Origin of the sequence: Pantoea sp. NGS-ED-1003 (assembly GCF_000738765.1) — a bacterium.
GTDB lineage: Bacteria > Pseudomonadota > Gammaproteobacteria > Enterobacterales > Enterobacteriaceae > Pantoea > Pantoea septica.
This window is the reverse complement of sequence record NZ_JPQA01000005.1, coordinates 384324-397955: the sequence shown is the minus strand read 5'-3', so window position 1 is coordinate 397955 and position 13632 is coordinate 384324. Positions and strand designations below refer to the sequence as shown.

Sequence of the window (13632 nt, the reverse complement as noted above, 5' to 3'; positions counted from 1 at the left end):
ATGCGCACCCATTTAGTCTGGCTGCGTAACGATTTACGCGTGAACGATAATCTGGCGCTGAGCGCCGCCTGCCGCGATCCCGACGCAAAGGTGATCGCGCTGTTTATCGCCACGCCGCAGCAGTGGCGTCAGCACGATATGGCGCCGAAACAGGCGGCTTTTGTCTACGACAGCCTGCTTGAGCTGCAGCAGGCGCTGGCCGATCGCGGCATTACGCTGTTTACGCAGGCGTGCGATGATTTCGCCGCGTCGATCGATCTGCTGAGCGCTTTCTGCGAAAAGCACCGCGTCGATGCGCTGTTTTACAACTACCAGTATGAGCTGAACGAGCGCAGGCGCGACGCCGAGGCGGAAAAGCGCCTCGATAAGGCGGGTGTGATCTGCCAGGGCTTCGACGACAGCCTGCTGCTGCCGCCGGGCAGCGTACAGACCGGCGACGGCAAGATGTACAAAGTCTATACCCCGTTCAGCAAAGCCTTTGTACGGCGGCTGCAGCAGGCGCTGCCGGAGTGCGTCGCTGCGCCGAAAACGCGCGGCGACGGCGCTATTAAGGTTGGCGCCGCGCCAGCGCGTTTTGACTATCCCACCGAAGAGTATGACCGCGAACGCTTCCCGCCGGGCGAACGCGCGGCGCTGGAGCGGCTGCGTCATTTCGCGCGCCAGCCGATCGTCGACTACAGTACGGCGCGCGATACGCCTGCGGTAGACGGCACCAGCCGCCTCTCGGTCTATCTCGCCACCGGCGTGCTGTCGCCGCGTCAGTGTCTGCATCGCGTGCTGAAAGAGCATCCGCGCGCGCTGGAGGAGAGCAACCTTTTCACCTGGCTCAACGAATTAATCTGGCGCGAGTTTTATCGTCATTTGATGGTCGCGTTTCCGGCGCTTTGCAGGCATCAGCCTTTTGTCGAATGGACGCGCCACGTTGACTGGCAGCACAACGACGCGCACTTCGCCGCGTGGCAGGCGGGCAAAACCGGCTTTCCCATCGTGGATGCGGCGATGCGGCAGATGAAAGCGCTGGGCTGGATGCATAACCGGCTGCGCATGATCACCGCCAGCTTTCTGGTGAAGGATCTGCTGATCGACTGGCGCGAAGGGGAGCGTTACTTCATGCAAAACCTGATCGACGGCGATCTGGCGGCCAACAACGGCGGCTGGCAGTGGGCGGCGTCGACGGGAACCGATCCGGTGCCATACTTCCGCATCTTTAACCCAACCACGCAGGGCGAACGCTTCGACAGTCAGGGCGAATTTATCCGCCAGTGGCTGCCGGAGCTAAAAGAGGTGCCGGACAGCGATATCCATCAGCCGCAGCGCTGGGCAGAGAAAAACCATAAGAGACTCGATTATCCGTCGCCAATCGTGGAACATAAGCAGGCCCGTAAAAAGACATTAGACGCCTTTGTGCGCGCGAAAAACGCAGCCTGAGGCGGCATGGAGCCGTTATGAATCATTACGAACTGGAAAAGATCGTCAACCAGCAGCTCAACAGCGGCGCCTTCAGCGACTACGCGCCCAACGGTCTGCAGGTTGAGGGACGAACCGAGGTTAAAACTCTGATCACCGGCGTGACCGCGTGCCAGGCGCTGGTGGATGAAGCCGTGGCGCGCAACGCCGATGCGATTCTGGTGCATCACGGCTATTTCTGGAAAAGCGAGCCGGCGGTCATCACAGGCATGAAGCGCAAACGCCTGCGCGCGCTGCTGGCGAACGATATCAATCTTTACGGCTGGCATCTGCCGCTCGACGCCCATCCGACCTTGGGTAATAACGCCCAGCTGGCGAAGCTGCTGGATATCGAGGTGAAAGGCGAGGTGCAGCCGCTGGTCTTCTGGGGCGAACTGGCTACGCCGCTGAGCGGCGAGGCACTGGCGCAGCGTATCGAGGAAAAACTGGGTCGCACGCCGCTGCACTGCGGCGATAATGCCCCGGCGCAGATCCGTCGCGTCGCCTGGTGCAGCGGCGGCGGCCAGGGGTTTATCGACAGCGCGGCCGCATTTGGCGTCGATGCTTATATCACCGGCGAAGTCTCCGAGCAGACGATTCACAGCGCCCGCGAGCAGGGACTTCACTTCTTCGCCGCCGGCCATCACGCTACCGAACGCGGCGGCATCAAAGCGCTGGGTGAGTGGCTGGCCAGCGAGCATGGTCTGGACGTAACTTTTATCGATATTCCCAATCCCGCCTGATTTTTCTCCTCCACTGCGCCCGCTTTCGGGCGCAAATCTGTTGACACCGTTCTGACACTTTCGCATAACTATTCGCTTTCTTCTGATAATCGTCAGCCGCCGCGCGCGTCGCGCAGCGGAAAAGTGGAGGTGGGATTTGCAACGAGCACGATGTTATCTGCTTGGCGAACAGGCGGTGGTGCTGGAGCTTGAACCACCGGTATCGCTGCAAAGCCAGCAGCGCATTTGGGGATTAACGCAGCATCTGCAGCAGCATGAGCAGGTGGCGGAAGTGATCCCAGGCATGAACAACATCACGCTGCTGCTGCGCGACCCGCAGCAGAACGCGCTGGACGCCATCGAACATTTGCAGCGCTGGTGGGAAGAGAGCGAGGCGCTGGAGGCGACGTCGCGGCTGGTGGAGATCCCGGTGATCTACGGCAACGAGGCCGGACCGGATCTGCAGGTGGTGGCTGACCACGCCGGCCTGACGCCGCAGCAGGTGGTGGAGCTGCACAGCAGCACTGACTACGTGGTCTATTTTATCGGCTTTCAGCCGGGATTCCCCTATCTGGGCGGCCTTGACGACCGTCTCCACACGCCTCGTCGCGCCGAACCGCGCCTGAGCGTGCCGGCCGGCTCGGTGGGCATCGGCGGCAGCCAGACCGGCATCTATCCGCTCGCCACGCCGGGCGGCTGGCAGCTGCTGGGGAGAACCCCCGTCGCGCTGTTTAATCCGCAGCAGCAGCCCCCGACGCTGCTGCGTCCCGGCGACAGCGTGCGCTTTGTGCCGCAAAAGGAGGGCATATGTTGAGGATCCTGCGCGCCGGACTGGCGACCACGCTTCAGGACAGCGGCCGCACCGGCTGGCGGCAGTCCGGCATCAGCGTCGGCGGGGTGCTCGACCTGCCTGCGATGCGCACCGCCAACCTGCTGGTCGGCAATGCGCCGGACAGCGCGGTGCTGGAAATCGTACTGGGCCAGTTCAAGGCCGAGTTTATGCGCGACGGCTGGTTCGCTCTGACCGGCGCCGCCTGCAATGCCGAACTGGACGATAAACCGGTCTGGACCGGCTGGCGGCTGCCGGTGAAGAAAGGGCAGGTGCTGACGCTCTCCATGCCGCTGCACGGCATGCGCAGCTATCTGGCGATCCACGGCGGCTTCGACGTCGCGCCGATGCTCGGCTCTCTCAGTACCGATCTGAAAGCGGGCTTCGGCGGCTGGGAAGGACGCAAGCTGGAAGATGGCGATCGCTTGCCGCTCGGCAAGCCGACGCGGGCCTTTACGCGCAAAGCGGGCGTCCGCCAGCTGCTGTGGGGCAACCGCATCCGCGCGCTGCCGGGGCCGGAATATCACGAGTTCAGCCGCGAGGCGCAGCAGGCCTTCTGGCGCACGCCCTGGCTGCTTAGTCCGCAGAGCAACCGCATGGGCTACCGTTTGCAGGGACCGGAGCTAAAGCGCGAAACCGCGCGCGAGCTGCTGTCGCACGGGCTGGTGCCCGGCGTGGTGCAGGTACCGCCGAACGGTCAGCCGATCGTGCTGATGGCCGATGCGCAGACCACCGGCGGCTATCCGCGAATCGCCTGCGTGATCGACGCCGATCTCTATCAGCTGGCGCAGATACGTCTGGGCGAGCCGATTCACTTTCTCCAGTGTTCGCTGCCGGTCGCGATGCAGGCTCGCATGCATCAGCGGCGCGCGCTGGAGCATATGGCATGGGGACTTGCTAATGAAAATTGATTTGAACGCCGATCTCGGCGAAGGCGGCGACAGCGATCGCGCGCTGCTGCAGCTGGTCAGCTCGGCCAATATCGCCTGCGGCTTTCACGCTGGCGACGCGCAGACCATGCTGCAGTCGGTGCGCTGGGCGAAAGAATTCGGCGTAGCCATCGGCGCGCATCCCAGCTTCCCGGATCGCGAGAACTTCGGCCGCACCGCCATGCAGCTGCCGCCGGAAACGGTCTACGCGCAGATGATCTATCAGATCGGCGCGCTGAAAAGCCTGGCGGAAAGCGAAGGCGAGCGGCTGGCGCACGTTAAGCCACACGGCATGCTCTATAACCAAGCCGCCGTCGACGCGACGCTGGCGGATGCCATCGCGCGCGCGGTCAAGGCGATCGACGCGGATCTGATCCTGGTCGGGCTGGCGGGCAGCGAATCGATCCGCGCCGCCGCGCGCCATGGGCTGCGCACGCGCGAAGAGGTCTTCGCCGATCGCGGCTACCTCAGCAGCGGCGCGCTGGTGCCGCGCAGTCAGCCGGGCGCGATGATTGAAGAAGAGGCGCGCGCTATCCAGCAGACGCTGACCATGGTGAAAGAGGGAAGGGTAGAGAGCGTCAGCGGCGAGTGGGTCGCGGTTAACGCGCAGACCGTTTGTCTGCACGGTGACGGCGCGCACGCGCTGCTGTTTGCAGAGCGCCTGCGCGACCTCTTCGCCGCCGAGCAGATCGCCGTCACCAGCGCCTGAATTTTCATTTTTTGCCCGGCCTCGCAGCCGGGCTTTTTCAACATAAGGGTAAACATGGATAACGTGATAAACCTCTGGCCGCTTCTGGGCATTGCGGCAATCGTCGTCGGCTTTTTGCTGCGCTTCAATCCGGTGCTGGTGGTGATTGTCGCCGGCTTCGTCACCGGCTTTGCCGCGCTGATGCCGCTGGGCGATATTCTGGAAAAACTGGGCGCGGGCTTTCTCAATACGCGCAATCTGCCGCTGATCCTGCTGCTGCCGCTGGCAGTCATCGGCCTGCTGGAGCGGCACGGCCTGAAAGAGCGCGCGCAGGCCTGGATCGCGCAGATCAAAACCGCCACCGCCGGACGCCTGCTGATCGTCTATCTCTTCGTGCGCGAGGTGACGGCGGCGCTCGGCCTGACCAGCCTCGGCGGTCATCCGCAGATGGTGCGTCCGCTGCTGGCCCCGATGGCGGAAGGCGCGACCGAAAATCGCTATGGCGAGGTATCGCCGGAGGTGCGGCATCGTCTGCGCGCCATGTCGGCGGCGACGGATAACGTCGGGCTCTTTTTCGGCGAAGATATTTTCGTCGCCTTCGGCGCGATTATCTTTATGCACAATTTTATGCTGGAGTCGGCCAATATTCAGACCGAGCCGCTGCATATCGCCGTCTGGGGCATTCCTACTGCCGTGGCGGCCTTTCTTATCCATTCGACGCGCCTGGTGCGTCTCGATCGTCGGCTGGCGCGCGAGCTGCAGGCGCTGAACAACGACGCGCTGAAAGCGAAAGGAGGTCGCTAATGTTTCAACAACAGTATCTGATGTGGCTGGCTGGCCTGATTCTGCTGGTGGTCGCCGTTCTCTCCTGGCGCGATGCGCATAATCCGCGCCGCTTCACCACCGGCCTGTTCTGGGCGCTGTACGGCCTGATTTTTCTGGTCGGCGAGTGGACCACGCAGCTGATGAGCACGCTATTCGGCACCACAGAGCTGGGCACGCGCTATCTGCACATCGGCGTCGGCGTGCTGGTGGTGGCGATGGCGCTGATCGCCGGCTGCGGCGGCGTGCGCCTCGGACGCTACCATCAGCGCAGCGACGAGGAGAAGCAGCTCAGCGCCCGCCGCCTCGGCAACCGGCTTTTCCTGCCCGCGCTGGCGATTCCGGTGGTGACGGTCATCGGCGTGCTCGCCTTTAACCATATTCCCGGCCTGCAGGAAGCGGTATTCGGCGCAGGCAACCATTCAACGCTGGTGACGCTCTTCTCCATGATGATCGGCTGTCTGCTTGGCTGGCTGATTGCGCTGAAGATGACGCACGAGAAGCCGGTGCAGTCGATGCAGGAGACGCGACGCCTGCTGGATGCCATCGGCTGGGCCTTTATCCTGCCGCAAATTCTCGCCACCCTTGGCCTGCTGTTCACCAGCGCCGGCGTCGGCAGCGCCATTTCCCATCTCACGGAGAACTATCTGGCGGTCGATAACCGCTTTGTCGCCGTCACGGTCTATGCCGTCGGCATGGCGCTGCTGACCATGGTGATGGGCAACGCCTTCGCCGCGTTCCCGATTATTACCGCCGGCGTCGGCATTCCTATTCTGGTGCTGCAGCATCATGGCGATCCCGCCGTGATGGCGGCGATTGGCATGTTCTCGGGCTACTGCGGCACGCTGATGACGCCGATGGCGGCCAACTTCAATATCGTGCCTGCCGCGCTGCTGGAGCTGCCGGATCGCAACGCGGTGATCAAGGCTCAGGTGCCGACCGGTGTGCTACTGTTAATCGTTAACGTATTTCTGCTCTATTTCCTGATGTTCCGGTGAGGTCAGTATGAAGACGGTATTAGTGACGGCGTTCGAACCCTTCGGCGGCGAAACGATCAATCCCTCGTGGGAAGCGGTGCGTGCGCTCGAAGGCAAAGCGATCGGCGGCGCGCGCATCGTGGCGCGTCAGCTGCCGGTGGTCTTTAGCGACGTGCTCGGCGTGCTCTATGCCGCCATGGATGAAGTCGAGCCCGATTTGATTCTCTCGGTCGGCCAGGCGGGCGGGCGCAGCGATATCACCGTCGAGCGCATCGGCATTAACGTTGACGACGCGCGTATCGCCGATAACGCAGGACAGCAGCCGGTGGACGAGCCGATCGTGGCGGACGGCCCGGCGGGCTATTTTTCCACGCTGCCGATTAAGGCGATTGTCGCCGCGGTGCGTGCGGCCGGGATCCCCGCGTCGGTGTCGCAAACCGCCGGCACCTTTACCTGCAATCGCGTGATGTACGGTCTGCTGCACCGGCTGCATTCTCAGGGCAACCGCGTGCGTGGCGGCTTCGTGCATATTCCCTATCTGCCGGAGCAGGCGGCGCAGCATCCCGGCGCGCCGAGTATGGCGCGCGATCACGTGATGCAGGCGCTGGAGATCGCGATCCGCGTCTCGCTGGAGACGGAAACGGACCTGAAAGTCGGCGGCGGCGCCACGCACTAAGAGGACGACTATGCCTGAAGGACCGGAGATCCGCCGCGCGGCGGATCAGCTTGAGGAAGCCATTGTCGGCAAACCGTTGACGGATGTCTGGTTTGCCTTTCCTGAACTCAAGACCTACGAACCCGCGCTGCTGGGCGAGCAGGTCAACGCCATCGAGACGCGCGGCAAAGCGCTGCTGACGCACTTTTCCAACGGCCTGACGCTCTACAGCCATAACCAGCTGTACGGCGTCTGGCGCGTGGTGGAGAGCGGCACGGTGCCGGAAACCAAACGTCAGTTGCGCGTGCGGCTGGCGGTCGCCGATCGCGCCATTCTGCTCTACAGCGCCTCCGATATCGAACTGCTGAACGCCGAGTCGCTGGCGGCGCATCCGTTTTTAAATCGCGTTGGCCCCGACGTGCTCGATGCGCAGCTTGACGTGGCGACGGTGCGCGAGCGGCTACTGTCGCCGCGCTTTCGCCGTCGTCAGTTCAGCGGGCTGCTGCTCGATCAGGCGTTTCTGGCGGGGCTGGGCAACTATCTGCGCGTGGAGATCCTCTGGCAGGCGGGCCTGCTGGCGCAGCATCGCGCGCAGGATTTAACGGATGAGCAGCTTGACGTGCTCAGCGAGGCGCTGCTGGCGATACCGCGTCACTCCTACCGGATGCGCGGCACGATGAAGAAGTACCATCACGGCGCGGCGTTTCGCTTTGAGGTGTTTCATCGGCAGGGCAAGAAGTGCCGCCGCTGCGGCGAGATTATTCAGAAGGGGACGCTGTCGTCGCGGCCGTTTTACTGGTGTCCGGGCTGCCAGCACTAAAAGGGCACGGCCTATTGCTACAGACGACTTAAAAGCTTGAGGAGCGGGTAGCCGGACCCGAGGAGCAAAGCGTCGCGCACCAGGGACAAAAACGCCGGGAGCGTTTTTGAACAACGCAACGCGTTGGCCCGTTTACGGGCGCACCTCAGGGATGAGGTGCGTTATCGTGCGCGCCGAGCTGGCAAGGATGCCGTTTTTTGCGTCTTTGCGATCGGGTCCGGTTACCCGCGACCGGCACCTTTCCTCCAGACAATGGAATCTCACCACCATAAAAAAAGCGGAGATTTCTCTCCGCTCATAGTCTGATATATCGAGCCGACGCGGGTAACATAGCCCGATCGCAAAGTCGCTTTACGCATTCCTGCTCGCTCGGCCCACGCCATCCCTGGCGTGGGACGCTTTGCTCTTCGGGCCATGTTACCCGCTCTTCAGGCTTCTGTGCGGCCTGAAGCAGAGTCCGCTGCGGTTATTTCTTCAGCGCAGACGTAAACTCACGCTCGGTATAGCCGGTATAGAGCTGACGCGGACGCGCAATTTTCATGCCTTCGTCATGCATCTCTTTCCAGTGGGCGATCCAGCCGACGGTACGCGCCATGGCGAAAATCACGGTAAACATCGAAGACGGTATACCCATCGCTTTCAGAATAATGCCGGAGTAGAAATCGACGTTCGGATAGAGTTTACGCTCGATAAAGTAGGGGTCGTTCAGCGCGATATGTTCCAGCTCCATCGCCACTTCCAGCAGGTCATCCTTCATGCCCAGTTCGTTCAGCACTTCGTGACAGGTCTCGCGCATCACGGTGGCGCGCGGGTCGTAGTTTTTGTAAACGCGGTGACCAAAGCCCATCAGGCGGAAAGAGTCGTTTTTATCTTTCGCGCGACGCACAAACTCCGGAATATGCTCAACGGTGCTGATCTCTTCCAGCATACGCAGGGTCGCTTCGTTTGCGCCGCCGTGCGCCGGTCCCCACAGCGAGGCGATGCCCGCGGCGATACAGGCGAACGGGTTGGCGCCGGACGAGCCTGCGGTGCGCACGGTAGAAGTCGAGGCGTTCTGCTCATGGTCGGCGTGCAGGATCAGAATACGGTCCATCGCGCGTTCCAGCACCGGGTTCACCTTGTACTCTTCGCAAGGGGTGGCGAACATCATATGCAGGAAATTGCCGGCGTAGGAGAGATCGTTGCGCGGATAAACGAAAGGCTGACCGATAGAATATTTGTAACACATCGCCGCCATGGTCGGCATCTTCGACAGCAGACGGAACGCGGCGATTTCACGGTGACGCTCGTTATTCACATCCAGCGAATCGTGATAGAAGGCAGCCAGCGCGCCGGTCACGCCGCACATCACCGCCATTGGGTGGGAGTCGCGACGGAAGCCGTGGAACAGACGGGTAATCTGCTCATGGATCATGGTATGACGGGTCACGGTCTCGCGGAACTCTTCAAACTGCTTCTGCGTCGGCGCTTCGCCGTTCAGCAGGATATAGCACACTTCCAGATAGTTAGAGTGGGTCGCCAACTGATCGATAGGGAAGCCGCGATGCAGCAGAATGCCTTCATCGCCGTCGATAAAGGTGATTTTGGATTCGCAGGACGCTGTAGAGGTGAAACCCGGGTCAAAGGTGAAAAGGCCGCTGGAGCCCAGGGCGCGGACATCAACCACATCCTGCCCAAGTGTGCCTTGCAGCACGTCCAGCTCAAGAGCCGTGTCATCTTGTAGGGTTAGCGTCACTTTTTTATCTGTCATTTTCGTCTCCATAGCGCCTTATGTAAGTATGGATCTTAGACACCTGAAAAGCGGTCATGTTGCGGTCGCCATTAACTTCACAATAACACTCTGCGGTAACAACGCGGGTGCAGGGTACAGAGTGAGAGGCGTTTCCCGGCAGGGAACGTGGCAGTCATGAAATTCTGCATATCGCGGTTGTTAAAGATCCGGTCTGGACATAACTTTCTGGTAATCAACAACCTGTTGTTTTAGGGTGCTCATAATCAGAATGTTACATAACTTGTGCTTAGGGGAAAGTGTATCCCCATAACTTTTGTGCATCACTGGGGTTTGATGCCCTAGTTTGTAACTGAATTGTTGAACTTTTGTCAAATCAGATAATTAAATTTGTATTAAATGTGAAATTCGTGAGTCGGATCACTGTTTCACGCAAATGTACCCAAAGAGATTGTAGGGTAATTGTAATAAGAATGTGATCGTCCTATACTGCCGCCAGGTCTCCGGAAACCCCCTGACACCAGGAGCCACCCAGCGTTTCTACCGCGTCAATTAACACTGGATGTTGCTGATTTGGTGACGGTTAAAGTCTGAACACACCTGTGATTCGACTCCGCCTCAGGGACCGGAGGAAGCAAAATAAAAAAGAGCTGTGTGGGCAAAACCGTGAAAAAACAAAGACCTGTCAACTTGGATCTCTCGACGATCCGGTTTCCCGTTACTGCAATATCGTCCATTCTCCACCGCGTTTCCGGCGTCATAACCTTTGTGGCTCTCGGTATCCTGCTCTGGTTGCTGGGCACTTCTCTCTCTTCCCCGGAAGGTTTCCAGCACGCTGCCGCCATTATGGATAGCTTCTTCGTGAAGTTTATTCTCTGGGGCATCCTTACCGCGCTGGCATTCCACACGGTGGGCGGGATTCGTCATATGTTGATGGACTTTGGTTACCTTGCTGAGACGCTGGCTATCGGCCGCCAATCCGCCTGGGTCACCTTCGGCATTACTGTCGTGCTTTCAATCCTGGCAGGAGTTCTCGTATGGTAAGCAATGCATCCTCGTTGGGCCGCAACGGCATTCAGGACTGGCTGCTGCTGCGCGCTTCGGCAATCCTCATTACGCTCTACATCCTCTACATCGTGGGCTTTATCGCCCTGACCGACACGCTGACCTATGATGTCTGGCGCGGCTTCTTCGCCTCGTCTTTCACCAAAGTGTTCACTCTGCTGACGCTGTTCTCGATTCTGATCCACGGCTGGATTGGAATGTGGCAAGTGCTGACCGACTACGTAAAAGGTCTGGCCGTGCGTCTGATTCTGCAGTTTGCGATTGTGATCGCGCTGTTGTCGTATGCAATTTATGGAACTGTTGTGGTGTGGGGTGTGTAAATGAATTTGCCAGTCAGAGAATTTGATGCCGTGGTGATCGGCGCAGGCGGCGCGGGAATGCGCGCCGCACTGCAAATCTCCCAGTCGGGCCAGACCTGCGCCCTGCTGTCGAAAGTCTTCCCGACCCGTTCCCACACCGTGTCTGCGCAGGGCGGCATTACCGTCGCGCTCGGCAACACCCATGAAGATAACTGGGAATGGCATATGTACGACACCGTCAAAGGTTCCGACTATATCGGCGACCAGGACGCGATCGAATATATGTGTAAAACCGGCCCGGAAGCGATTCTGGAGTTGGAACATATGGGTCTGCCGTTCTCCCGTCTGGAGGATGGCCGCGTTTATCAGCGCCCGTTCGGCGGCCAGTCGAAAAATTTCGGCGGCGAGCAGGCGGCACGCACCGCGGCGGCGGCTGACCGTACCGGCCACGCGCTGCTGCATACGCTCTATCAGCAGAACCTGAAGAACAAAACCACCATCTTCTCCGAATGGTATGCGCTCGACCTGGTGAAAAATCAGGACGGCGCCATCGTCGGCTGTACGGCGATCTGCATTGAAACCGGCGAAACCGTCTACTTCAAAGCCAAAGCGACCATTCTGGCCACCGGCGGTGCCGGCCGTATCTATCAGTCCACCACCAACGCCCACATCAATACCGGCGACGGCGTCGGTATGGCGCTGCGCGCAGGCGTGCCGGTGCAGGATATGGAGATGTGGCAGTTCCACCCGACCGGCATCGCCGGCGCGGGCGTGCTGGTAACCGAAGGCTGCCGTGGCGAAGGCGGCTACCTGCTGAACAAACATGGCGAGCGCTTTATGGAGCGTTACGCGCCGAACGCCAAAGATCTGGCGGGCCGTGACGTGGTCGCGCGCTCAATGATGATCGAAATCCGCGAAGGCCGCGGCTGCGACGGCCCGTGGGGCCCGCACATCAAACTGAAGCTCGATCACCTGGGCGCCGAAGTGCTGGAGTCGCGTCTGCCGGGCATCCTCGAGCTGTCGCGCACCTTTGCGCACGCCGATCCGATCAAAGAGCCGATTCCGGTGATCCCGACCTGCCACTATATGATGGGCGGCATTCCGACCAAAGTGACCGGCCAGGCGCTGCGCGTCAACGCGCAGGGCGAAGATGAAGTGATTCCCGGCCTGTTCGCCGTCGGTGAAATCGCCTGCGTCTCGGTGCACGGCGCCAACCGTCTCGGCGGCAACTCGCTGCTGGACCTGGTGGTATTCGGCCGCGCGGCCGGCGTGCATCTGATGGAGTGCATCGAACAGCAGGGTCCGCTGCGCGACGCCACGCTGGATGAAATCGACGCCGCCATGGCGCGCTTCAACCGCTGGGAAAGCAACACCACCGGCGAAGATCCGGTAGAAATCCGTAAAGCGCTGCAGCGCTGCATGCAGAACAACTTCTCAGTATTCCGCGAAGGCGATGCGATGAAGCAGGGTCTGGAAGAGCTGAAACAGATTCGCGAGCGTCTGAAATCAGCCCGTCTGGATGACCGTTCACCGGACTTCAATACCCAGCGTATTGAGTGCCTGGAGCTGGATAACCTGATGGAAACGGCTTACGCCACGGCGGTTGCGGCGAACTTCCGCACCGAAAGCCGCGGCGCGCACAGTCGATTCGACTTCCCGGATCGCGATGATGAAAACTGGTTGTGCCACAGTCTCTACGTCCCCGAAACCGAGAGCATGACGCGCCGCGAGGTGAACATGCAGCCGAAACTGCGCGCGGCTTTCCCGCCGAAAGTGCGTACCTACTAATAGCGGAGACGATCATGAAACTCGAGTTTTCAATTTATCGCTACAATCCTGAAGTCGACGCCGCGCCGCGCATGCAGGATTACACGCTGGAATCGGAAGACGGCCGCGACATGATGCTGCTGGACGCGCTTATCCGGCTGAAAGAGAAAGATCCGACGCTGGCGTTTCGTCGCTCGTGCCGTGAAGGCGTGTGCGGCTCCGACGGCCTCAATATGAACGGCAAAAACGGCCTGGCGTGCATCACGCCGGTGTCGGCGCTGGGCAACGGCACGAAGAAGATCGTCATTCGTCCGCTGCCGGGCCTGCCGGTGGTTCGCGACCTGGTCGTGGATATGGGGCAATTCTACGCGCAGTATGAGAAGATTAAGCCTTACCTGTTGAATAACGGAGAGAAACCGCCAGCGCGCGAACATCTGCAGTCGCCTGGCGAGCGCGAGCATCTGGATGGTTTGTACGAGTGTATTCTCTGCGCCTGCTGCTCGACTTCCTGTCCGTCGTTCTGGTGGAATCCGGACAAGTTCGTCGGTCCTGCGGGTCTGCTGGCCGCGTATCGCTTCATCATCGACAGCCGCGACACCGAAAGTGAAGCGCGTCTGGACAATCTGAGTGACGCTTTCAGCGTTTTCCGCTGTCACAGCATTATGAACTGTGTGAGCGTGTGTCCGAAAGGGCTGAACCCGACGCGCGCCATCGGCCATATCAAGTCGATGCTGCTGCAGCGGGGGGCGTAAAACAGTATCCGTCCGGGAACCTCAGGTTCCCGGCGTTTTACGGAAGCCTTGCTAAGCGCGGCGACGCCACGCTTAGCAAGGTTCCCTTACGGGCAGGGCGCGTGTGAGCGCACAGGCTCGTATCGCTGAACT

14 protein-coding genes are annotated in these 13632 nt (G+C 60.6%); 13 read left to right on the top strand and 1 reads right to left on the bottom strand.

Annotated features, from left to right (window positions below):
• From phrB to nei, 9 genes are all read left to right on the top strand, one after another.
• Positions 1 to 1428, top strand: coding sequence for a deoxyribodipyrimidine photo-lyase (phrB, locus tag JS46_RS12775; protein ID WP_033751743.1), 1428 nt, complete (start codon positions 1 to 3; stop codon positions 1426 to 1428).
• A gap of 17 nt (positions 1429 to 1445) precedes the next feature.
• Entirely contained in the window at positions 1446 to 2189 is a 744-nt protein-coding gene (locus JS46_RS12770; protein ID WP_033751740.1) for a type 2 GTP cyclohydrolase I, read from the top strand.
• 136 nt (positions 2190 to 2325) lie between these two features.
• A complete protein-coding gene (gene pxpB, locus JS46_RS12765) occupies positions 2326 to 2982 on the top strand; it encodes a 5-oxoprolinase subunit PxpB (protein WP_033751738.1) in 657 nt (218 codons plus the stop codon).
• Positions 2976 to 3908 carry a 5-oxoprolinase subunit PxpC gene (gene pxpC / locus JS46_RS12760; RefSeq protein WP_033751736.1) on the top strand — a complete coding sequence of 311 codons (933 nt, stop codon included), beginning with the start codon at positions 2976 to 2978 and terminating at the stop codon, positions 3906 to 3908. Before pxpB ends, pxpC begins: the two co-directional genes overlap by 7 nt.
• Positions 3898 to 4635 (top strand): 5-oxoprolinase subunit PxpA, encoded by a 738-nt coding sequence (gene pxpA, locus JS46_RS12755; RefSeq protein ID WP_033751734.1) that lies wholly within the window; start codon positions 3898 to 3900, stop codon positions 4633 to 4635. Before pxpC ends, pxpA begins: the two co-directional genes overlap by 11 nt.
• Positions 4636 to 4689: 54 nt before the next feature.
• Positions 4690 to 5418, top strand: a complete 729-nt coding sequence (locus JS46_RS12750) for a DUF969 domain-containing protein (protein ID WP_033751732.1) — start codon at positions 4690 to 4692, stop codon at positions 5416 to 5418.
• Positions 5418 to 6434: a DUF979 domain-containing protein gene (locus JS46_RS12745; protein WP_033751729.1), complete on the top strand. Its 1017-nt coding sequence runs from the start codon at positions 5418 to 5420 to the stop codon at positions 6432 to 6434. The genes JS46_RS12750 and JS46_RS12745 overlap by 1 nt, the downstream gene beginning before the upstream one ends.
• Positions 6435 to 6441: 7 nt before the next feature.
• A complete protein-coding gene (pcp, locus tag JS46_RS12740) occupies positions 6442 to 7089 on the top strand; it encodes a pyroglutamyl-peptidase I (protein WP_033751727.1) in 648 nt (215 codons plus the stop codon).
• A gap of 10 nt (positions 7090 to 7099) precedes the next feature.
• Positions 7100 to 7888 (top strand): endonuclease VIII, encoded by a 789-nt coding sequence (gene nei / locus JS46_RS12735; protein ID WP_033751725.1) that lies wholly within the window; start codon positions 7100 to 7102, stop codon positions 7886 to 7888.
• 466 nt (positions 7889 to 8354) lie between these two features.
• On the opposite strand, the gene JS46_RS12730 is transcribed toward nei, so the two are convergent.
• Positions 8355 to 9638: a citrate synthase gene (locus tag JS46_RS12730; protein WP_033751723.1), complete on the bottom strand. Its 1284-nt coding sequence runs from the start codon at positions 9636 to 9638 to the stop codon at positions 8355 to 8357.
• Positions 9639 to 10271: 633 nt separating this feature from the next.
• Here JS46_RS12730 and sdhC point away from each other — a divergent pair.
• From sdhC to JS46_RS12710, 4 genes are read left to right on the top strand one after another with little or no spacing between them, the layout of a single operon-like run.
• Positions 10272 to 10661, top strand: a complete 390-nt coding sequence (sdhC, locus tag JS46_RS12725) for a succinate dehydrogenase cytochrome b556 subunit (RefSeq protein WP_033751718.1) — start codon at positions 10272 to 10274, stop codon at positions 10659 to 10661.
• Entirely contained in the window at positions 10655 to 11002 is a 348-nt protein-coding gene (sdhD, locus tag JS46_RS12720; protein WP_033751715.1) for a succinate dehydrogenase membrane anchor subunit, read from the top strand. The genes sdhC and sdhD overlap by 7 nt, the downstream gene beginning before the upstream one ends.
• Complete coding sequence (gene sdhA, locus JS46_RS12715; protein ID WP_033751712.1) at positions 11003 to 12769, top strand: succinate dehydrogenase flavoprotein subunit; 1767 nt, start codon at positions 11003 to 11005, stop codon at positions 12767 to 12769.
• Positions 12770 to 12783: 14 nt separating this feature from the next.
• Entirely contained in the window at positions 12784 to 13500 is a 717-nt protein-coding gene (locus JS46_RS12710; protein ID WP_033751709.1) for a succinate dehydrogenase iron-sulfur subunit, read from the top strand.
• Positions 13501 to 13632: the final 132 nt, after the last annotated feature.

Bases quoted from the DNA above. Each gene is read 5' to 3' on its own strand.
- phrB (WP_033751743.1), top strand. From the start codon at position 1: ATGCGCACCCATTTAGTCTGGCTGCGTAACGATTTACGCGTGAACGAT.
- JS46_RS12770 (WP_033751740.1), top strand. From the start codon at position 1,446: ATGAATCATTACGAACTGGAAAAGATCGTCAACCAGCAGCTCAACAGC.
- pxpC (WP_033751736.1), top strand. From the start codon at position 2,976: ATGTTGAGGATCCTGCGCGCCGGACTGGCGACCACGCTTCAGGACAGC.
- pxpA (WP_033751734.1), top strand. From the start codon at position 3,898: ATGAAAATTGATTTGAACGCCGATCTCGGCGAAGGCGGCGACAGCGAT.
- JS46_RS12750 (WP_033751732.1), top strand. From the start codon at position 4,690: ATGGATAACGTGATAAACCTCTGGCCGCTTCTGGGCATTGCGGCAATC.
- JS46_RS12745 (WP_033751729.1), top strand. From the start codon at position 5,418: ATGTTTCAACAACAGTATCTGATGTGGCTGGCTGGCCTGATTCTGCTG.
- pcp (WP_033751727.1), top strand. From the start codon at position 6,442: ATGAAGACGGTATTAGTGACGGCGTTCGAACCCTTCGGCGGCGAAACG.
- nei (WP_033751725.1), top strand. From the start codon at position 7,100: ATGCCTGAAGGACCGGAGATCCGCCGCGCGGCGGATCAGCTTGAGGAA.
- JS46_RS12730 (WP_033751723.1), bottom strand. From the start codon at position 9,638: ATGACAGATAAAAAAGTGACGCTAACCCTACAAGATGACACGGCTCTT.
- sdhD (WP_033751715.1), top strand. From the start codon at position 10,655: ATGGTAAGCAATGCATCCTCGTTGGGCCGCAACGGCATTCAGGACTGG.
- sdhA (WP_033751712.1), top strand. From the start codon at position 11,003: ATGAATTTGCCAGTCAGAGAATTTGATGCCGTGGTGATCGGCGCAGGC.
- JS46_RS12710 (WP_033751709.1), top strand. From the start codon at position 12,784: ATGAAACTCGAGTTTTCAATTTATCGCTACAATCCTGAAGTCGACGCC.